Consider the following 19,507-nt stretch of genomic DNA (forward strand, 5'->3'; position numbering starts at 1 on the left):
ACCGGCCTGAGCGGCCGGTCCGAAGGTCTTCAGTTCCAGCCTTCCTTGGCGACCGGCTCGACCGCAACCGGGACACCGACGCCGGCGACGGCATTGAACTGGCCGTCGTGCCACTGGCCCACCGTCCAGTAGTGCTTCGATTCATTGTGCTTGTCGAAGCTGATCGTGCCGAGGGCGGTGTCAAAGCTGTTGGCCTTGATGTACTCGGTCACGGCCTCGCGGTCCGTACTGTCAGCCCCTTCGATCGCCTGTTCCAGAACCTGCAAGCTGGCATAGTAGGTGGCTGCGGCCCAATATTCAGGCTGATTGCCATGAAGCGCGTTGAAGGCCGCGCGGTATTCCGTCATCGGCTCCAGATCGAGATTGACGCCCCCTGCCCCGAGATTACCTTCGATCTTGCTGCCGAATTTGCCGGCGTAGGCGGGAAACGCTGTCGCGACCGCCGTGTAGAAGGCGCCGACATCGAGATTTTCAATGATAGCCTGTTCCGTCAACGCAAAGGTATCCGGTGGGTAGGAAAAGGCGATGAACGCATCCGGTTCGGTCGCCTTGGCTCCCTTGACCACCGGAGACAGATCCGCCGTGCCGAGGGGGTAGGACTTGTCGAAGACAATCTCGTAGCCAGCCGCCGGCAGAACTTCACGCGCGACGGCCGCAAGCTCTATGCCGAAGGCATCTGCGACATTGACCATGGCCACCTTGTTGCCGATGGCACCGTTGTCACGAAGCTTGTTCAAGGTGTCGCGCAGGCCCTCGACAAAACCGGTCGTGTTGCCGAGGGTGAAGAACATGTTCGGAAACCGTTCGGAAAGTTCCTCGATCTCGTCGGTGATGTTGGTCACCGAGATTTGCGGATAACCGTATTTTGCGAAGATCGGAGCAGCTGCCGCGTTGAAACCGGTGCCCCAGGGCGTCAGCAGAAAATCGACTTCATCCTGCGTGGCGAGACGCTGCACCGCCTTGATCATCTCGGCCGGATTGGATTTGTCGTCATATTCGACCAGCTCCACAGGACGACGCTCGCCACCGACCATCAGGCCGCCGCGTCCGTTCACCTGGCTAACCCAGAGCTCCACATTCGGGCTGTGGCTGGCAGCATCACCTCCTGCCGCCGGACCGGTCATATGCACCACGCGGCCGATCTTGATCGGGTCCGCGGCAAAGGCCGTGGAGGCCAGCAGCGCCGCGGCAAGCGCAGTCGCTCCAAAAACTATTCTACGCATCAGAACTCCTCCCAGTCGCGCAGATCATGCGTTTGATCGCGCCTCAACTTTGTATCCATAAATTTTCAACTTTGCAACATATTGCATCCAATAATGGTGATTTCAGAAATTTTGTAATGACAATGCGATATTTTTGGATACATAAATATGAAAATGCTCATGATAAGGTCCATGCCTTCGAACAGGTATGGATCCGAAAATGGCAAGGACAGATGACGACCAAGGCAAATGAAACAGCCCCGTCCGACAAGCGCGTGCTGGCAGTTCTTCATCGCATGATCATGGACGGCTCGCTGGCACCGGGCTCGAAGATCAGCGAAGTGAGCGTTGCCGACATGTTCGACGTGTCGCGAACACCTGCACGGCTGGCATTGCGCGCGCTGGAGGTGGAAGGTCTCATCAAGAAGCGTGACGGTCGCGGCTTCACGGTGCAGGAATTCAATCTGGGCGACATCAAGCACGCCTACGAGGTGCGCGGTGTACTGGAAGGCCTGGCTGCCGGCACGCTTGCCAAGAGCGGCATGAGCAAGGACGTCGAGGCGACGCTGAAATCCGTCATCAAGGACATGGACATCGCGCTAACCGACACATCGGCGGATGGTGACAAGATCTCGCGCTATCAGGACGGCAATGTCGCCTTTCACGAGACGATCATGCGCCAGTGCGGCAACGACTACATCGGCTATGCGTTCGATCGCATGGAAAGCCTCCCGATGCTCAAGCTGGGCACGGTGGTGTTCAGCGCCGACAAGGCCGAAGAAGACATGATGCGCCTGCGCCTGGGCAACATGCAGCACCGCCTCATCTTCGACGCGATCTCGAAACGCGACCCACAGCGCGCTGAATCGATCATGCGCGAACACGCCAACCAGACACTCGTCTACTCCGCCCTGTTCGCAGGCCCGGACGACTGACGGGACCAAACAAGACCAACACAACGGAGGATCCCATGGACTACGGCCTTTTCATCGACAACGAGGACCAGGCAGCCAGCAACGCGGCTGTCTTCGAACGCAAGAACCCGGTCAGCGGCGAACGCGCCAGCGTGGCGGCAGCCGCGGTGGCGGCCGACGTCGACAAGGCTGTGCAGTCCGCGCAGGCTGCCTTTGCCGCGTGGTCGAAGACTGGCCCGAGTGAACGGCGCAAGATCCTCAACAAGGCTGCCGATCTCATGGAAGAACGCACGCCGCAGTTCGTCGAGGTCGGCATTCGCGAGACAGGGGCGACCGCGCCATGGCTCGGTTTCAACAACATGTTCGCCGCCAAGATCCTGCGTGAAGCGGCCGCTTCCACCACTCAGATCAAGGGCGAGATCATCCCCTCCGACAAGCCCGGATCCTTTTCCATGGGTTACCGCCAGCCCGTTGGCGTTCTGGTCGGCATGGCGCCGTGGAACGCTCCGACCATTCTGGGTGTCCGCTGTTTCGCACTGCCGATTGCCTGCGGCAACACAGTGGTGATGAAGGCCTCCGAGAAATGCCCTGGCCTGCACAGGCTTCTGGGTAACGTCATGGCTGATGCGGGCTTGCCCAAGGGCGTCCTGAACATCCTGACCCACGATGCAGCTGACGCTCCAGAAGTGGTCAACGCGCTGGTCGACCACCCACTGACGCGCCGGATCAACTTTACCGGATCGACCCGCGTTGGCCGGATCATCGCAGAGCGTGCTGCCAAGCACCTGAAACCCTGCCTTCTGGAACTCGGCGGCAAGGCTTCACTGGTGGTGCTCGACGATGCCGATCTCGACGGTGCGGTCAATGCCGCCCGGTTCGGCGCTTTCATGAACCAGGGACAGATCTGCATGTCCACGGAAAAAGTTGTTGTTGATCAGTCCATTGCAGACGTCTTTGCGGAGAAATTCGCGGCCAGCGCCAGCGCGCTTAAAGTGGGCGCGCCAACCGAACAGGTTCATATCGGCTCGGTTGTCGATCGCGACACTGTCGACCATGTCAAAGCCCTGATTGACGACGCCGTTGCGAAAGGCGCAAAGGTTCTGTGCGGCGGCGTGCCGGAGGAAGGCACCGTGATGGCCCCGACCATCGTCGATCTGGTTACTCCGGAGATGCGCATATACGGCGAAGAAAGCTTCGGTCCTGTCACCACGATGATCCGCGCCCGCGACACCGCCCATGCCATCGAGATCGCCAACGACACGGACTACGGCCTTTCGGCTGCCGTCTTCGGGCAGGATACCCGCAGGGCTCTGGAAGTTGCCAAGGACATCCAGTCCGGCATCTGCCACATCAATGGCCCGACTGTCTTTGACGAAGCGCAGATGCCTTTTGGCGGTGTGAAATCCTCCGGCTATGGCCGCTTCGGCGGTACGGCAGGCATCAACGAGTTCACGGAACTGCGCTGGATCACCATCGAAGACCCCGGTCAGGGCTATCCGATCTGATCCATCACCGGTAGCTCGCCGCCTCCCCCCGAAAGTTTGCGGGAGGCGGTTGAGCCAAATCAACTTCACCAGAGGCCCCGCAGCAAGGCTTGCCGGGGCCGTGCTGGGGCTGTGCCGGGGCTTGCCTCCTTTGCAAGGCCCGCCGGGCGGGACGCTGCGTCACCTGGCTTAAACAGGTGTGCCTTCACGCACTGTTAACCATAAATTGCAATATCTGACACACCAATAGCGCGCATTCCCGCGTAATCAGACAAGCGGTGTTTCAGCCATGAAAAGACTATTGCAGTCCCTTCCGATTGCGGCCTTCCTTGCGCTTTCTTCGGCGCCCCTTGCCTCCGCTGCGGATGTCTACTCAGGGCCCGGCGAACTCTATCAGCCATCGACACTGCGCGGCAGCATCGGTCTGCGATACTGGTACAGCCAGTCGCGCTCCGATCTGGACAACAGCGGCTTCGACATTTCCAGCACGGATAATGTGACCTCTCACACCGCGGAACTGGTCGGAACGCTCGAGGACACGACGTCCAACACCTTCTTCAGGGGCTATGTCGGCCTCGGCAGGAGCGACGGTGGCGATGTGCATTTCTCTGGCTACGAGATGGACGAAACCGATGAGACCTCGCTCGGATATGTTGTTCTCGACGGCGGCTGGGGCTTTGCGCAATTTGCAAACAACCAGGTGCGGCTGAAAGGGTTCGTCGGCTACCAGTACCTGTCCGACGACGTTTCGGCGAAATACGGAAATCTGACCGTCGAACAGTCCCGCGACTGGCATGCGATCCGCCTGGGCATGACTGCTGAAGGCGACATCGGCCAACGCGCCGGCTGGTCCGTTGACGTCGCAGGTGTGCCCTGGAGCTACAACAAGATAGAAACCTGGGAAAGCGACTGGACCTATGGTCTGGAAGCAGATGCGATGCTGAATGTCGACCTGACCAAGAACTGGCAACTGGGCGTCGGTGGCCGTTACTGGTGGCTCCACTCGAATTTCGACCGCAGATATGTCGTCACTGGCGAGAAAGTGGTTCTCGACCAGAACTATCACCGCTACGGCCTGCTGCTGGAAAGCAAATACACCTTCTAGAACGTATCGCGTTCAACCAGAAGGATCGTGCATCGCGATTTGCGCCAGACAGCCGCCCGCAAATACAGCCCCAGCCTTCAGAAAGGTCCGCGCACGCGGGCCTTTTTCGTATAAACAGACGAAACGGAAACCACTCGCTCCCTGGAAGGCCTGCGTACCTTCATCCGGGGCTCCCTCACCGCCTTAAAGAGCCAGAGATGCCGAACAGCCTCGCCGCCACCTATCTTTTCCTCGTCGCGGCCATCGTCGCCGAGGTCATCGCAACTTCCGCTCTGGCAAAAACCGAAAATTTCACCCGCCTGCTGCCTTCGATCATCACCGTGGCCGGTTATGCGATCTCGTTCTGGCTGCTGTCCTATCCGATTCGCGTTTTGCCGACGGGAATCGTCTACGCAATCTGGTCCGGAGCGGGCATCGTTCTCATCACCATGGTCGCCTGGCTGGTGTTCGACCAGAAACTCGACCTGCCGGCCCTGATCGGCCTTGGACTGATCCTTAGCGGGGTGGTGATCATCAATGTTTTCTCGAAATCGGTAGGCCATTAGGCCAAAACGCCGAAGCAGCCCCAGAAACGAAAAAAGCTCCGGAAAACCGGAGCTTTTTTAGATTGTTCTGGACCTTGGTAGTGTGTCCAAAACCAAAATTTGGTGCCCAGGAGAGGACTCGAACCTCCACGCCCTTGCGAGCGCTAGCACCTGAAGCTAGTGCGTCTACCAATTCCGCCACCTGGGCTGTGAGGGGGGCTTGTAAGGGTGGTTCCGGGGCTTGTCAATCACTCTGTGCGACTTTTTTTATTCATTCACAGCGAGCCCTTCACAGACCCGCGGCAAAGGGCTAAGAAACTCCCAGACTGAGCCGGCCAAATTCCAGGCCGCCTCTCCTTTTGGACGCGACAGAAGGCATTTTCAGGATGTCCACAGCACTTAACGGCAAACTCGTCACGGTTTTCGGCGGATCGGGATTCCTTGGCCGTCATATCGTTCAGGCGCTCGCCAAGCGCGGTTACCGCGTGCGCGCAGCCGTCCGCCGTCCCGATCTGGCGACTCATCTTCAGCCGCTTGGCGCCGTTGGCCAGATCATGCCGGTACAGGCCAACCTGCGCTATCGCTGGTCGGTCGACCGGGCCGTGATCGGCGCGGATGCGGTGGTCAACGCCGTCGGCATCCTGGCCCCCAGCGGCAAACAGTCCTTCGACGCGGTGCAGAGTTTCGGTCCGCGAGCAATCGCGGAAGCCGCGCGTGCTGCAGGCCTTGATCGGATCACGCATATCTCTGCCATCGGTGCGGACGCGCAGAGCAGCTCCGCCTACGCCCGTTCCAAGGCGGTCGGCGAAGCCGGTGTTCTGGAAACCCTGCCCGGCAGCGTCATCCTGCGGCCATCCATCGTGTTCGGTCCGGAAGACAAGTTCTTCAACAAGTTTGCCGACATGGCCCGCTTCTCGCCTGTGCTGCCGCTGCTTGGTGGCGGCGAGTCCAAGTTCCAGCCGGTTTATGTCTGCGACGTTGCCGAAGCCGTTGCCCGTGCCGTCGATGGCCAGCTTGCCGGTGGCACCACGTATGAACTCGGCGGCCCTGAAGTGAAAAGCTTCAAGTCTTGCCTGGAAGACGTTCTGGAAGTCACCCGCCGCAACCGCGTTCTGTTGCCGCTGCCCTTCCCGGTCGCATCTGCCATGGGCAAGGTTCTGCAGCTCTTCCCCTACGCGCCGTTCACCGCCGATCAGGTCGAGCTGCTGAAAACCGACAACGTGGTGTCTGACAAGGCCAAAGCGGAAGGCCGCACCCTGGAAGGCATCGGCATTCCCCCGGCAACGCTGGCAGCCGTTTTGCCGACCTACCTGGAACGCTACCGCGAACACGGCCAGTACGACGCGCACCGGCCGGCGTAAGGCCTGCTTGCACCTGACTTCTTCGACGGGCCCTTTGGGGCCCGTTTTCTGTTGAAAGAAACTTGCCCGGTGCCGGGCGGGTATGCGCACTCCAGCAGTTCGTCTGCAAGCAGCACCGTTCATCTGCCGCCCCTACCCGGCACAGCTTTTCGTTGCCGCATCCCGCTCCTTCGCCTACCGTCAAAATTGACGGGAGGCGCAGATGTCATTTCTTGCCAAGGTCACGTTACTTTTTGTTGTCTTTGTCGACCTGCTCGGCCAGGGGCTGGTGTTTCCGATCATCAATTCCCTGGTGATGGAACCGTCGACGTCGATGTTGCCGCAGTCCACCAGCGACGCGATGCGCCATTTCGATTACGGCCTCATCATCGGCGTCTTCTTCTTGTGCTGGTTCTTCGGTGCGCCCTACATCTCCAAACTGTCGGATGTCATCGGCCGCAAGAATGCGATCCTGATCTGCCTGTTCGGCGCGCTCGGCGGCTATGCGCTCACCATAGCAGCGCTCTATCTCAACAGCTTCCTGCTCCTGGTCCTGGGCCGCGCGATCACCGGGCTGACTGCGGGCAACCAGCCGATCGCGCAGGCCGCGATGATCGATGGCAGCACGGATGACGAGGACCGCAACCGGAACATGGGCTATATCATCACCGGCGTCAGCTTCGGGCTGGTCGGCGGCCCGCTGCTCGGCGGTCTTTTGTCGGACCCGGTCCTGCTTGGCGACCTGGCGAGCATCAAACTGCCGTTCTATGCCTGTTTCGTACTGGTGCTGATTGCCATCCTGCTGGTGGTGTTCTCATTCAAGGATGCACACGACGCCGAGGCGGAACGGCAGAAATTCGTGTTCAGGCCTTCGGAAATCCTCGAGCTTCTATGGCGTATCCGGAAATATCCGACAGTGATGCGGCTGACGGTGGTGTTCTTCTTCTTTCACGTCGCCAACCTGTCTTTCTACATCTTCGTCGACAACTACCTGACCAGCCGCTTCGGTTACGGCACGCTCGGCGGTTCGATGGTGATGCTGACGATCGGCATTGCCCTCGCCTTTTCCAGCACGTTTCTGGTTGTGCCGGCGCAAAAGCGGTTCAGCAAGGAAGCTATTCTGGGCATGACCTTCACGGTCTGGGCAGTGTCGGCGGCAGCTTTCATAGCCTCGCCCAACGCAATTCTGACCTATGTGCCGGTCTTCTGTTTCTACTTCGCCTTCGGCATCGCCTATCCGACGTTTCTCGGGCTTTATTCGGCAGCCGTCAGCGACAAGGAACAGGGATGGGTGATGGGTGTGACCATCGCCGTCTTCACTTTGGTGGCGGGCGTGATCTCGTTGCTGGGCGGGGAACTGATCGGGCTTGATCTGGATCTGCCGTTCTACGGTGTGATCATCGCGGCCCTTACCGCTCTTGTGGTGATGTTCTTTGCCTGGAACAAGCCGGAGATAAAGGCATTGATGCGCGGATCCGGCGGCTGACAGGAGAACTTGCCAGCCGCCGGAAAAGTTTATCCACGCCCAGGCCCCAACTTGAAGCGGTCGTCGTGCAGCTCGCTGTAGCCGAGCTCTGTGCGTTGCAGGCCGATATCCTTCAGCTCACTCTCGTTCAGGCGAGAAAGTGCTCGGTTAGTTTCCCGGCGGCGAAGATAATTCCGGAACTCTGCGACACAAACACGAAGGGCAGAAAACAGAACACTGCGGCTGTTTGCGCGGCTGCGGAAAATGGTGTCGATCTCAAGGCTCATCTCTCTTCTCCTAAGGGCTGAACGCCCGTTCCTTTCTGGGGACGAGATGAGAATGACAAATCAATCCTGACAGCAGTGAGTCATGTTTGATCCCGTTCTGTTCTCAGGTTATGATTTTTTTTGTTCCGACCTCACAGAGCCCGATTTTCCATGAACCCGATTGAACGCGCACTCGGCATCCTGCTTCTGCTGACCGGCGGCAAACTTGTCCCGGCAACCGTACTTGCCGAACGGTTTCACGTTTCCCATCGCACGATCTATCGCGACATCGACAGGCTGATCGCGCTTGGCGTTCCGGTGGATGCGGAGCGTGGTGCGGAAGGCGGCTACCGGCTTGCCAGCGGTTATCTTCAGCCACCTGTGGCGCTGACCCGCAATGAGACCGCCGCCCTGCTGGCAGCAATGGCACTGGTGCGCTCCAGCCGCACGGTACCGCTGGCAGACGATCTTGCAGCCGCGGAAAAGAAGCTGCTGGCGTCCCTGCCCAAAACGGTTCACGGGCTCTTGAAAGAGGCCGACAGGATCGTGGGCATCGAACCAATCCCGCCCGACATCTTTCATTCCGGCACAAAGGCGGAACCGACGGGCGACTGGCAGAAGGCCCTCGACGGATTCATGGCCGGTATCCTGGATGGCAAACGGGTCCGCTTCGAACACGTCAACCCCACAAGGCGGACCGTGAAAGCCCATGACGTCGAACCCTATGGGGTCATGTTCGACCGGGACCTTTGGTATCTGGCCGGACGCTGCGTCGATACGGACACGCTCAAGGTCTATCGGGCGGACCGGGTGCGGGATCTGGAAATCAGCGGGCTCTTTTTCCGGCCCGACAAGACCTTCTCCATCAAGAGCCTTCTCGGCGGGGCATGGCTTTCGCAGGCGATGCGTCGCTGGGAGCAGGAAGAAGCGATTGCCGAGATCCTGATCACTGCCGCACAGGCCAAGAAGCTGAGCGCCGACTGGTATTACCGTCACGCTGTCTTCACACCGGCTGAAGAAGGCCGGATCCTCGTCAGCATCCCCTCCACCGAGCGGGCCCGCATATTGCCGCTCGTCCGCTGGCTCGGGCCGGGGGCGGAACTGCTTGGCCCGGAGGACCTTCGTCAGGAGCTTGCAAGCGAACTGGAGGCACTGGCGGGGACCTATACGGCCAAGAGACAGCTCAACCGTTCAGCCTGAGCCAAGCCCCGTCACACTCGCTCCATCGGTCCGGACAAGCGCAGCTAAATATGCACGCTGATCCGGACATTGGTAAAGCGGCCTCAGCCCAGGAAATAAAGTCCGGCGAAACCGGCAATGCCCACGAAAATGCGCCACCAGGCAAAGGGCGCGAAGCCGTGTTTGGAGACGAAGTCGAGCAGCCCCTTGACCACAAACACACCGGCGATGAAAGACGCGACAAAGCCGATACCAATGAGCATGGCATCGTCCATCGAGAGCACGTTGCGGTTCTTGTAGAGATCGTAGGCAAAGGCGCCGGCCATTGTCGGCATGGCCAGAAAGAACGAGAATTCGGCCGCCGAGCGCTTGTCGGTGCCCATCAGCAATGCACCGGCAATGGTCGCACCGGAGCGTGAAACGCCGGGCACCATGGCAAGGCACTGGCAAAAGCCGATCTTCAGGCAGAGCGACAGCGGGTAATCCATCACGTTGGTGTAGCGCGGCTTCAGTGGCAGGCGGTCGATCCACAGAAGGACGATGCCACCGAGCAGCAACGTCGTGCAGATAAGCGCGGGCGTTTCGAAAAGCACTTCCTTGATGAAACCATGCAGCAGCACGCCGATGACGGCGGCCGGCAGGAAGGCAATCAGGATACCGGCCACGAAGCGCCGGCTGGAGGGATCGCTTGGCAGCGTAACCAGAAGCGTCCACAAACGGCCGAAATAAACCGACAGGATCGCCAGAATGGCGCCGAGCTGGATCAGAACCTCGAAAGTTTTGCCTGTGCTGTCGAAGCCGAGAAAATGCCCCAGCAGCAGGATGTGACCGGTTGACGAGACGGGAATGAACTCGGTCAGACCTTCGACAATCCCCAAAATGAGAGCATTAACAATCGTTTGGCCGTCCATTGTGTATCTTGTCTCCAAATGGCTTGATGAAAACCAGCCTGACCAAGTATGTCTCGCGACTCAGGGCGTCTCCCAAGTCGCCGCTTATTTGACGAAGCGAAGTCACGCCGTCAAACCCTTGATAACCATATTCGGGGCAAACTCTCCGTTAAGGCGATTGCAGCATTCGGCATTCGCTTTGACGTAGTCTTGCCACAGTTCAGGCTCTTAACCCCTTCATGCTGACGCTCTACCATCATCCGTTCTCGCCATCTTCAAGGTTCATCCGGCTCATCCTGAGCGAATACGGAGCCGCCTTCGAGGAGCATCACGTGAACCCATGGGAGCGGCCTCAGGCGCTCCTGGTGCTGAACGCGGCAGGCACCGTGCCGGTTATCGTGGAAAACGAAGGCCCTGCCATTTGCGGCGCCGGACCAATCATGGAGTATCTGGACGAAACCCGGGGCTATGCGGTTGCCGACCGTCGCTTGATGCCGGATCATCCCGATGCCCGCGCAGAAACGAGACGCCTGGTCGAGTGGAGCCTCGGCAAGTTCGATCAGGAAGTGATCGGCCATCTTGTGCGCGAACGCATCTACAAGCAGATCATGCCGAAGTCCGCCGGCGGCGGCGAACCGGATTCGGCTGCCCTGCGCGTTGCCCGGGCAAACATCCATCACCACCTGAAATACTTCGGCTATCTGGTCGCCTCCCGCCGCTGGGTTGCCGGCGACCGGCTGACCTTCGCCGACTTCGCCCTTGCGGCCTCCCTGTCGTGTGCCGACTATCTGGGCGAAGTGCCCTGGAGCGATCAGGAAGACATCAAGAGCTGGTATGCGCGGGTCAAGTCGCGGCCGTCGATGCGCCCGCTCCTGGGCGAGAAGGTGCTGGGCATGCCGGCCGCACAGACCTATGCGGATCTCGATTTCTGACGCATTCTTCGTGCGTTCAACCGGTTCCGGTTGAACTGAACGTTGTTCCAGCGAGCAGCCGAAGGCCTTGGACCGAAAGACCCAAAAGCTTCTGATCGCCTTTGAGGAGAAGGCCCGCGCCCTCGGTTTCGACGGCGTGAAGATTGCCGCTGCCGACAGCATTCCGGAGGCGGGCGAACGCCTGCGGCACTTCCTGGACAAGGGCTATGAAGGCAGCATGGCCTGGATGGCGGAAACCGCCGACCGCCGATCCTCACCTCAAGCGCTATGGCCGGAGGTTCGCTCTGTCATCATGCTGGCGATGAACTATGGCCCCGGCAGCGCACCGCACGAACATCCCCTCGCCCATCTGGCCGACAAGACCACCGGCGGCATTTCCGTCTATGCGCGACACCGCGACTATCACGATGTCATCAAGGGGCGCTTGAAGGAACTGGCCAGCTTCCTGGTTTCCCGGTCCGGTGGAGACGTGAAGGTATTCGTCGATACCGCACCGGTGATGGAAAAACCGCTCGGGGAGGCTGCCGGGCTTGGCTGGCAGGGCAAGCACACGAACCTTGTGTCACGTGATCTCGGGTCCTGGTTTTTCCTCGGCTCGATCTTCACCACACTGGATCTGCTGCCGAGCGGTGCGGAACGCGATCATTGCGGCTCCTGCCGCGCCTGCCTCGACAGTTGCCCGACGAACGCATTTCCCGCGCCCTACCAGCTCGATGCGAGGCGATGCATTTCCTACCTCACCATCGAACACCCCGGCCCCATTCCGGAAGCGTTTCGCAAAGCCATCGGCAACCGAATTTACGGCTGTGACGATTGCCTGGCTGCCTGTCCCTGGAACAAGTTTGCCGAAGCTGCCAGGGAGGCCAAGTTGATAGCCCGGGAGGAGATGATTACCCCGAAGCTTGCAGACCTCCTGTCGCTGGACGACGCAGCTTTCCGCCAGCTCTTTTCCGGATCGCCGGTGAAACGGATCGGACGGGGAAAGTTTCTGCGCAACGTTTTGATTGCCGCCGGCAATTCCGGAGAAATTGCACTGCTCGGCAAAATCGAAGCGCTGCTGGACGATGCAGACGCCCTTGTTCGCGGCACCGCCGTCTGGGCACTCGGCCAACTTTCTGCACAGGAAGATTTTCAGGCCCGCAAAACCGCGGCGTTGCGCGTCGAAACCGACGAGACCGTGCGTTCTGAATGGCTCCTCGCGCAATCCTGATCCGGCATTTCCCGATTCGACCTTGTCATGTGATTGGTACATAGTCATGGAATGGCCTAGGTCTTGATGAGGACTTGGACGTCCAACCCTATCGGGACCGATCTCGTTCAAACCGCTCGATTCCGATCATTTTATTGGAGCCACGACATTGAATTTTCAGCCCGCCTCCGTTTTCTCGTCCAAACCAGCCAGGGCCCGCGTCCGGCTCCTCATGCTCGGCACCGCGCTTGCGCTGGTTTCCGGCTCCGCCCTTGCGCAGGACACCGGCGAGACCGCCTATGAAGCTTATGTAGAAGGCTTGAAGAGCCTGGGTCTCGAGGTCGAAAACGGTAGCGTCGCTTACGACGAAGGTACCGATACTCTGACCCTGACCGACAGCACGATCTCCTTGAGCGGAACCATCGAGGATATTCCGGCCGAGGAAACGGATGTCACAGGCAATGACGGCGCCACGGATATCGAACCGGAAAAGCTGACCGACCTGACCTATTCGCTTTCATTCAGCAGCGGCACGGTCACCATTACAGGTCTCAGCCATGAAGACGGCGACTTTGACGCCGCAAGCTGGGTCTATTCCGACGATTCAGAAATGGTTCTTTCCGCCAGCGCCGAAGGCAAGGGCCGGTTGAAGATCGACGGCCGGTTGAGCGGAGTTTCCGCGACCAACTACAGCTTCACCATGCCGGAAGTGCCGGCAGAAGACGAGGCGCATCAGGTCAGCCGCTGGCTGCCGTTCGTGAAGGCCGCCCTCCTGACTTCCTACGACGAAGTCAAGGCCGACAACACGGCGATGACCATCGAGGCGCATGAGACCGAAGACGGCAAGGACACTCTTGTTCTGTCAGGCACCATGCAGATTGCCGGCTACCGCATGGCCGACGCTGTGGATGGCCGGATCGGGGAATACACGATCGACAGCATGAGCCAGTCGATGCAGACCCTGGACACGACCTCGGGCCAGATGCTGAACCAGACCACCAGCCAGGGCAAGACCGTTTACACGGACATGGACGCGGCCGCGTTCTTCGATCTGTTCGACCCCGATGTTCCCGAAACCGGCGATGAAGTGGTCATGCTCGGCTCGGCTTCGGCGATCGACTACAAGTCCAAACAGGACATCGCCGACGGGCTGGCGATTGAAATTGCCGTCGACAAGACCTCGATTTCAGAAGTCACCGTTCTGAAGCGTGAAAACAACATCCTTGCCCTGTTCGACAGTCTGTTTGCCAAGCAGGTTCCAGCCCCTGAAGAACTGATCACCGGCGTTTTCCAATTCTACCGGTCGTTCGGCGTCACCGATGCCCGCATCAGCGGTATCAACGTGACCGTGCCGACGCCTGGCCCAGAAAAGCCGATGGAAATCGCCATCAAGGAAATGTCCATGTCGGAGATCAACTCCGACGGTATCGGCGAAATGATGATGGTCGGTCTCGATGCCCCGGACCTGCCGGAAGGAGCATCGGTCAAGATCGACTGGGCGGCGATCGGCGATATCGAATTCGCCGAATATACGCCCATGCGTGCCATGATCAGCACATTGATGGCGGACCCAAGCTTCGGCGAGGATCATCCGATGGAGGTGGCCCGCGCGTTCATGCCGCGCTCTTTCGGTTATGAACTGGAAGGACTGGACGTTGCCGTGCCCGACCTCGGTCGGACCGAAATCGGCAGAGCCGAGATGACGCTGTCCACCACGGTGCCGCCAATCCCGACCAGCTTTCACGCCAGGACCGAAGGGCTGAAAGTGCCTGTCGCGGCCATCGATGACCCGGAAGCCCAGGCATTGCTGGAAGCTCTCGGTCTGGAAACGGTCGTCTGGTCCGACGAAACCCGGCTCTACTGGGACGAGGCAACGCTGGAACTGCGCCTGGAGCGCATGATGGTGGATGTCGAAGGGCTCGGCCGCGCCGAATTGTCCGCACGTCTTGCAAACGTACCGAAGTCCTTGTTCGAGGATCCCGAGAACCAGGGACAAATGGCCCTTGTGGTTGCCCAGTTCGTCGACGCGTCCCTGACCTTCAAGGATGCCGGCCTCACCAAGAAGGGCTTGGCCCACATTGCCGAGGCTCAGAACATCCCCGAAAATGTCTTCCGGGAAGCCCTGGTGGCACAGGCGACGCAAATGACCGCGCCGATCCAGAATGCGGCTTTCACGCAGATGGTTACTGAAGCAGCGTCCAAGTTCCTCGACAATCCGGGGGAACTGAAGGTCACCCTGACACCGCCGAACCCGGTTCCGCTGGCACAGATCCTGGGTTCGATGGCAGCACCGCAAACCCTGCCGGATCTGCTTGCAGTCAAGATTGTTGCCAATTGATTGCTCTGACCACGTGAATGCGAATACCAAAAGGGCGGCCAGTGGCCGCCCTTTTTTACCTTAAGGCAGTTAGCTCGTTCCTTGAGTTGTGGCGAGACCCGGCGTCACTCTGCCGCCTGCTGCTGTCCGACCGTTCCGATCCGCGCTGCACAGAATTTGAACTCCGGGATCTTGCCGAAGGGGTCCAGCTGCGGGTTGGTCAGGAAGTTGGCCGGGGCTTCGCTGAAGCAGAACGGGATGAAGAGCATGCCTGTCGACACGTCCCGGTCTGCGCGCAGGGTCAACGTGATTGCGCCGCGCCGTGTTTCCACCCTCACCTGCTGGCCGATATCCAGACCCGAGCGCTCGATATCGCGCGGGTTCATGGAAACGACTGGCTCCGGTTCGATGGCATTGAGCACTTCCGCACGCCGCGTCATGGCACCGGTGTGCCAATGCTCCAGCATGCGCCCCGTGGTCAGCACCAACGGGAAATCATCGTCTGGAAGTTCATCCGGCGGCACCAGATCCGTCGGCACGATGCGTCCGCGGCCATCTGCCGTCGGGAAGGACTGGCCGAACAGGATCTCGTTGCCAGGCTTGTCCGGGGCATCCGCCGGATAGGTGACCGTCCCGTCGCGCTCCAGCCTTTCCCAGGAAATGTTGCTCAGCGAATTCATGTGCGACCGCATTTCCTCATAGATCGCCGGGACGCCGTCATAGGTCCAGTTCAGGCCCAGGCGGTTGGCGATATCGATGAGGATCTGCCAGTCGGCGCGTGCTTCACCGGGCATCGGCACGCAAGGACGGCCGATCTGAACCTGGCGGTTGGTGTTCGTGAACGTGCCGAGCTTTTCCGCATGGGCGGAGGCAGGCAGGATCACGTCCGCATGCCAGGCGGTTTCTGTCAGGAAGATATCCTGAACCACAAGATGTTTCAGACTGGCCAGTGCTTTGCGGGCATGGGCCTGGTCCGGATCGGACATGGCCGGGTTTTCACCCTGAACGAACATCGCCTCGATGCCACCATCCAGGATATCGTCCATGATCTCCACCACGGTCAAACCGCGCGCGGGGTCGAGCGTGCGGCCCCAGGCGTCTTCGAATTCGGCGCGGATGTCCGGGTTTTCAACTGAACGATAGTCCGGGAACACCATCGGAATGAGCCCGGCGTCGGATGCCCCTTGCACGTTGTTCTGACCGCGCAGGGGATGCAGGCCCGTGCCCGGGCGGCCTATCTGGCCGGTTGTCAGCGCCATGGCGATCAGGCAGCGGACGTTGTCGGTGCCGTGGACATGCTGCGAAACGCCCATGCCCCAGAAGATGATCGACTTGGCACTGGTGGCATAAAGCCTTGCGACTTCCCGCAGGGTTTGTGCGTCGATGCCGCAGACCGGCTCCATCGCTTCCGGCGTGAAGTCGACGATCTTTTCCTTCAGTGCCTCGAAGCCGTCCACGTGAGCGGCAATATACTGGCTGTCGTAGAGGCCTTCGGTGATGATGACGTTGAGGATTGCGTTCAACATCGCCACATCGGTTCCCGGCTTGAACTTCAAGCCGTAGTCGGCAAAGCGCATCAGCCCCTGGCCGCGCGGGTCCATGACGATCAGCTTTGTGCCGTTCTTGGCCGCCTGCTTGATGTAGGTCGCGGCAACCGGGTGGTTCTGCTCAGGACGAGCGCCGATCACGATCATGCAGTCAGCATCGCCGGCCGCATTGAACGGGGCTGTCACTGCGCCCGAACCGATGCCCTCCATGAGTGCAGCCACGGAAGAAGCGTGGCAGAGACGCGTGCAGTGGTCGACATTGTTGGTCTGGAAACCCTGGCGGATCAGCTTCTGGAAGAGATAAGCCTCTTCGTTGGAGCCCTTGGCCGAGCCGAAGCCCGCGATGCCACGGCCGCCCTTGGCGTCATAAACCGCTTTAAGACCACCAACGGCTCGCTCGAGCGCTTCGTCCCAGGTTGCCTCACGGAAATAGTCGAGATGGTTCTCCAGCGTCATGGCAATGTCACCGCGCTTGGGCGCATCGTCCCGGCGGATTAGCGGCTTGGTCAGGCGCTCGGGGCTGGAAACATAATCGAAGCCGAAGCGGCCCTTGACGCAGAGCCGGTTCTCGTTGGCCGGGCCGTCGCGGCCCTCGACGCTGACGATCTTGCCGTCCTTCACCGAGACAGACGTCAGGCAGCCCACACCACAGAAAGGACAGACGCTGTCGACGGTTTCTTCGGCAAAGATCTCGCGCTTGCTGGCACTGGCATCCAGAAGGCTCTTTTCCATCAGGGCCCCGGTCGGACAGGCCGACACGCATTCGCCGCAGGCAACGCAGGTGGAAAGACCCATCGGGTCTGCCAGATCGAACACCGGCACCGTGTGCGAACCGCGATCCGCCATGCCGATAACGTCGTTGACCTGCACTTCCCGGCAGGCTCGCTCGCACAGATTACACGCGATGCAGGCGTCCAGATTGACCGCGATGGCCGGATGGGAAATGTCCTGGGCCGGTTTGGCGCATGGGGCAAAGCGGCTGGTGGAGACACCGACACGGTCGGACCATTTCCAGAAATCACTTTCCGGGTCTGGGTGGTGGTCGCGCGAGGGCTGGTCGGCTGCCAGAAGTTCGAACACCATCTCGCGAGCCTTGGACGCACGTTCGCTGGCGGTCTTCACCACCATGCCTTCGGCTGGGGTGCGAATACAGGAAGCGGCAAGCACGCGCTCGCCCTCGATGTCGACCATACAGGCACGGCAATTGCCGTCGGAGCGATAACCCGGTGCGTCCTTGTGGCAGAGATGCGGAATGGCGACGCCTTCACGCTTGGCAACTTGCCAGATGGTTTCGCCGTCTTCCGCGGTGACCATCCGACCGTCGAGGGAGAAAGTGACCTGGCTCATTTCTCGAACTCCTCCGGGAAAAATTTCAGCACCGACGTGACCGGATTGCTGGCTGCCTGCCCAAGGCCGCAAATGGATGCCGAGCGCATGACTTCATCGAGATCCGTGATCTTCGTCTTGTCCCAATCGCCTGCTGCCAGCAGATGTTCCATCTTCTCCGTTCCGGACCGGCAGGGCGTGCACTGACCGCAACTCTCATGCTTGAAGAAGCGCATCAGGTTCAATGCCACATCGCGCATGTCATCCTGATCGGAGAAAACGACGATCGCGTGGCTGCCGATGAAACAGCCGTATTTGTCGAGCGTACCGAAATCCAGCGGCTCGTCGGCAAGAGATGCGGGCAGGATGCCCCCGGAGGCACCACCGGGCAGGTAGCCCTTGAAGACGTGCCCCTCTTCCATGCCTCCGCAGTATTCTGCCAGAAGCTCGTTCATGGTGATCCCCGCCGGAGCCATCTTGACGCCTGGGTCCCTCACACGGCCGGAAACCGAGAAGGAGCGGTAGCCCTTGTGACCACGGCGGCCGTGGCTGGCGAACCACTCCGAACCCTTCTCGACGATATCCCTGATCCAGAACAGGGTTTCTATGTTGTGATTGAGCGTCGGCCGACCAAACAGGCCGACCTGGGCAATGTACGGTGGGCGGTGGCGTGGCAGGCCGCGCTTGCCTTCGATCGATTCGATCATCGCGCTTTCCTCGCCGCAGATATAGGCTCCCGCCCCGCGGCGCAGTTCGATGTCGATGGTCGTGATGATACCCGCTTCGCGCAGGGCCTCGATTTCCGTCTTCAGGATCCGGAGTACCGCCGGATATTCGTCGCGCATATAGAGATAGATGCGCGCGGCGGAAATCGCATGGGCGGCAATCAGCGCGCCCTCGAGCATCCGGTGCGGGTCGCGTTCCAGGTGAACGCGGTCCTTGAACGTGCCTGGTTCGCCTTCATCGCCATTGATGGTGAGGTATTTCGGGGCCGGCAGGTCGTGGACGATCTTCCATTTCGTGCCGGTCGGGAAGCCTGCACCGCCCAGGCCACGAAGGCCTGCTTCCAGCGCCTTGTCCGCAATTGCCGCTGCATCCAGTTCACCTGCGCGCACACGCTCCAGCAACTTGTAACCACCAGCTTCGCGGTAGGCATCCAGCTTGATGTAATCGGGAACCACCGGATCGGAAGTTCCTTCGAACAAGGCAGCGCGTACGGACACTTCGCTCGCGTTGTCGATGGCCCGCTTGCCGACCTGCACGGCCGGGGCACCGGCACAGCGACCGATGCACGGAACTTTCTGGATGCGGACTTTTGCCGGATCAACCCCGGTTTCAAGCGCAGCAGCCAGAGCGTCCGCCCCCTTGAGCGCGCAGGCAACGCTGTCGCAAACACGAACGGTCAGAGGTGCAGGCTTTGCATTCCCTTCCCGTACAATGTCGAAATGGTGGTAAAAGCTCGCGACCTCATAGACCTCTGCCTGCGACAGGCGCATTTCGTCGGCCAATGCGCGCAGGTGCCGAGCCTCAAGACAGCCAAATGCGTCCTGGATCTTGTGCAGATGTTCAATGAGCAGGTCGCGCCGGCGCGGCTCATCACCCAGCAAATTCCGGACTTCGTCCAGGGCCGCATCTTCCAACTGACGCCCTTTTGGCTGGGACGGCTTGCGTGAAAGCCCCTTGCCGAAAGACATTGGCGTACCTCCCGTATTGCTGGAGCGCATCTGGATTTCGCGTCCGCGCTCCTCTCTCGATCTTCGCGGGTGCGGCTGATGGTTCGAACAGGCGAACCCAGGACCTACCCCGCATTTTGGTCCGGATGTTAGC

General features: G+C 60.1%; 15 protein-coding genes and 1 tRNA gene. 10 read left to right on the forward strand and 6 right to left on the reverse strand.

Annotation, left to right across the window (positions count from 1 at the left end; all coding sequences use genetic code 11):
• Positions 1–29: 29 nt before the first annotated feature.
• On the reverse strand, positions 30–1,223 hold the full coding sequence (locus ACYQ6M_RS17630; RefSeq protein WP_460074792.1) for an amino acid ABC transporter substrate-binding protein: 1,194 nt from the start codon (positions 1,221–1,223) through the stop codon (positions 30–32).
• Positions 1,224–1,435: 212 nt separating this feature from the next.
• Between ACYQ6M_RS17630 and ACYQ6M_RS17635 the strand changes: the two genes are divergently transcribed.
• The 4 genes from ACYQ6M_RS17635 to ACYQ6M_RS17650 all read left to right on the forward strand — a co-directional run bounded on the left by ACYQ6M_RS17635 (position 1,436) and on the right by ACYQ6M_RS17650 (position 5,250).
• Positions 1,436–2,137 (forward strand): GntR family transcriptional regulator, encoded by a 702-nt coding sequence (locus tag ACYQ6M_RS17635; RefSeq protein WP_055658321.1) that lies wholly within the window; start codon positions 1,436–1,438, stop codon positions 2,135–2,137.
• A gap of 35 nt (positions 2,138–2,172) precedes the next feature.
• On the forward strand, positions 2,173–3,621 hold the full coding sequence (locus tag ACYQ6M_RS17640) for an aldehyde dehydrogenase (RefSeq protein WP_460074793.1): 1,449 nt from the start codon (positions 2,173–2,175) through the stop codon (positions 3,619–3,621).
• A gap of 268 nt (positions 3,622–3,889) precedes the next feature.
• Positions 3,890–4,705 (forward strand): hypothetical protein, encoded by an 816-nt coding sequence (locus tag ACYQ6M_RS17645; RefSeq protein ID WP_023001662.1) that lies wholly within the window; start codon positions 3,890–3,892, stop codon positions 4,703–4,705.
• Positions 4,706–4,902: 197 nt separating this feature from the next.
• Entirely contained in the window at positions 4,903–5,250 is a 348-nt protein-coding gene (locus tag ACYQ6M_RS17650; protein WP_055658316.1) for an SMR family transporter, read from the forward strand.
• Between the two features lie 100 nt (positions 5,251–5,350).
• Here the strand turns inward: ACYQ6M_RS17650 and ACYQ6M_RS17655 are convergent.
• Positions 5,351–5,437, reverse strand: a tRNA-Leu gene (locus tag ACYQ6M_RS17655).
• Positions 5,438–5,615: 178 nt separating this feature from the next.
• Here ACYQ6M_RS17655 and ACYQ6M_RS17660 point away from each other — a divergent pair.
• Together ACYQ6M_RS17660 and ACYQ6M_RS17665 are read left to right on the forward strand one after the other, a co-directional pair.
• A complete protein-coding gene (locus ACYQ6M_RS17660) occupies positions 5,616–6,590 on the forward strand; it encodes a complex I NDUFA9 subunit family protein (RefSeq protein WP_055659463.1) in 975 nt (324 codons plus the stop codon).
• A gap of 202 nt (positions 6,591–6,792) precedes the next feature.
• Positions 6,793–8,055 (forward strand): MFS transporter, encoded by a 1,263-nt coding sequence (locus ACYQ6M_RS17665; protein ID WP_460074794.1) that lies wholly within the window; start codon positions 6,793–6,795, stop codon positions 8,053–8,055.
• A gap of 29 nt (positions 8,056–8,084) precedes the next feature.
• Here ACYQ6M_RS17665 and ACYQ6M_RS17670 read toward each other — a convergent pair whose 3' ends face one another.
• Entirely contained in the window at positions 8,085–8,321 is a 237-nt protein-coding gene (locus ACYQ6M_RS17670) for a DUF1127 domain-containing protein (protein WP_460074795.1), read from the reverse strand.
• Positions 8,322–8,471: 150 nt separating this feature from the next.
• On the opposite strand from ACYQ6M_RS17670, the gene ACYQ6M_RS17675 reads away from it, so the two are divergent.
• Positions 8,472–9,500, forward strand: a complete 1,029-nt coding sequence (locus ACYQ6M_RS17675) for a helix-turn-helix transcriptional regulator (protein ID WP_168685881.1) — start codon at positions 8,472–8,474, stop codon at positions 9,498–9,500.
• Between the two features lie 83 nt (positions 9,501–9,583).
• On the opposite strand, the gene ACYQ6M_RS17680 is transcribed toward ACYQ6M_RS17675, so the two are convergent.
• Positions 9,584–10,390 (reverse strand): undecaprenyl-diphosphate phosphatase, encoded by an 807-nt coding sequence (locus ACYQ6M_RS17680; RefSeq protein ID WP_055658273.1) that lies wholly within the window; start codon positions 10,388–10,390, stop codon positions 9,584–9,586.
• 218 nt (positions 10,391–10,608) lie between these two features.
• On the opposite strand from ACYQ6M_RS17680, the gene ACYQ6M_RS17685 reads away from it, so the two are divergent.
• From ACYQ6M_RS17685 to ACYQ6M_RS17695, 3 genes are all read left to right on the forward strand, one after another.
• Complete coding sequence (locus tag ACYQ6M_RS17685) at positions 10,609–11,301, forward strand: glutathione S-transferase family protein (protein ID WP_023001669.1); 693 nt, start codon at positions 10,609–10,611, stop codon at positions 11,299–11,301.
• Between the two features lie 67 nt (positions 11,302–11,368).
• Positions 11,369–12,511, forward strand: a complete 1,143-nt coding sequence (gene queG, locus ACYQ6M_RS17690) for a tRNA epoxyqueuosine(34) reductase QueG (RefSeq protein ID WP_460074796.1) — start codon at positions 11,369–11,371, stop codon at positions 12,509–12,511.
• A gap of 148 nt (positions 12,512–12,659) precedes the next feature.
• Positions 12,660–14,828, forward strand: coding sequence for a hypothetical protein (locus ACYQ6M_RS17695; protein WP_460074797.1), 2,169 nt, complete (start codon positions 12,660–12,662; stop codon positions 14,826–14,828).
• A gap of 104 nt (positions 14,829–14,932) precedes the next feature.
• On the opposite strand, the gene fdhF is transcribed toward ACYQ6M_RS17695, so the two are convergent.
• Positions 14,933–17,701, reverse strand: a complete 2,769-nt coding sequence (fdhF, locus tag ACYQ6M_RS17700; RefSeq protein ID WP_460074798.1) for a formate dehydrogenase subunit alpha — start codon at positions 17,699–17,701, stop codon at positions 14,933–14,935.
• Positions 17,698–19,374 (reverse strand): NAD(P)H-dependent oxidoreductase subunit E, encoded by a 1,677-nt coding sequence (locus ACYQ6M_RS17705; protein ID WP_460074799.1) that lies wholly within the window; start codon positions 19,372–19,374, stop codon positions 17,698–17,700. The genes fdhF and ACYQ6M_RS17705 overlap by 4 nt, the downstream gene beginning before the upstream one ends.
• Between the last annotated feature and the right edge of the window lie 133 nt (positions 19,375–19,507).

The sequence above is a fragment of the Roseibium sp. ROS1 genome (genome assembly GCF_054658215.1).

Excerpts from the sequence above, each read along its gene's own strand:
- ACYQ6M_RS17630 (WP_460074792.1), bottom strand. The coding sequence starts at position 1,223 with ATGCGTAGAATAGTTTTTGGAGCGACTGCGCTTGCCGCGGCGCTGCTG.
- ACYQ6M_RS17635 (WP_055658321.1), top strand. The coding sequence starts at position 1,436 with ATGACGACCAAGGCAAATGAAACAGCCCCGTCCGACAAGCGCGTGCTG.
- ACYQ6M_RS17640 (WP_460074793.1), top strand. The coding sequence starts at position 2,173 with ATGGACTACGGCCTTTTCATCGACAACGAGGACCAGGCAGCCAGCAAC.
- ACYQ6M_RS17645 (WP_023001662.1), top strand. The coding sequence starts at position 3,890 with ATGAAAAGACTATTGCAGTCCCTTCCGATTGCGGCCTTCCTTGCGCTT.
- ACYQ6M_RS17650 (WP_055658316.1), top strand. The coding sequence starts at position 4,903 with ATGCCGAACAGCCTCGCCGCCACCTATCTTTTCCTCGTCGCGGCCATC.
- ACYQ6M_RS17660 (WP_055659463.1), top strand. The coding sequence starts at position 5,616 with ATGTCCACAGCACTTAACGGCAAACTCGTCACGGTTTTCGGCGGATCG.
- ACYQ6M_RS17665 (WP_460074794.1), top strand. The coding sequence starts at position 6,793 with ATGTCATTTCTTGCCAAGGTCACGTTACTTTTTGTTGTCTTTGTCGAC.
- ACYQ6M_RS17670 (WP_460074795.1), bottom strand. The coding sequence starts at position 8,321 with ATGAGCCTTGAGATCGACACCATTTTCCGCAGCCGCGCAAACAGCCGC.
- ACYQ6M_RS17675 (WP_168685881.1), top strand. The coding sequence starts at position 8,472 with ATGAACCCGATTGAACGCGCACTCGGCATCCTGCTTCTGCTGACCGGC.
- ACYQ6M_RS17680 (WP_055658273.1), bottom strand. The coding sequence starts at position 10,390 with ATGGACGGCCAAACGATTGTTAATGCTCTCATTTTGGGGATTGTCGAA.
- ACYQ6M_RS17685 (WP_023001669.1), top strand. The coding sequence starts at position 10,609 with ATGCTGACGCTCTACCATCATCCGTTCTCGCCATCTTCAAGGTTCATC.
- fdhF (WP_460074798.1), bottom strand. The coding sequence starts at position 17,701 with ATGAGCCAGGTCACTTTCTCCCTCGACGGTCGGATGGTCACCGCGGAA.
- ACYQ6M_RS17705 (WP_460074799.1), bottom strand. The coding sequence starts at position 19,374 with ATGTCTTTCGGCAAGGGGCTTTCACGCAAGCCGTCCCAGCCAAAAGGG.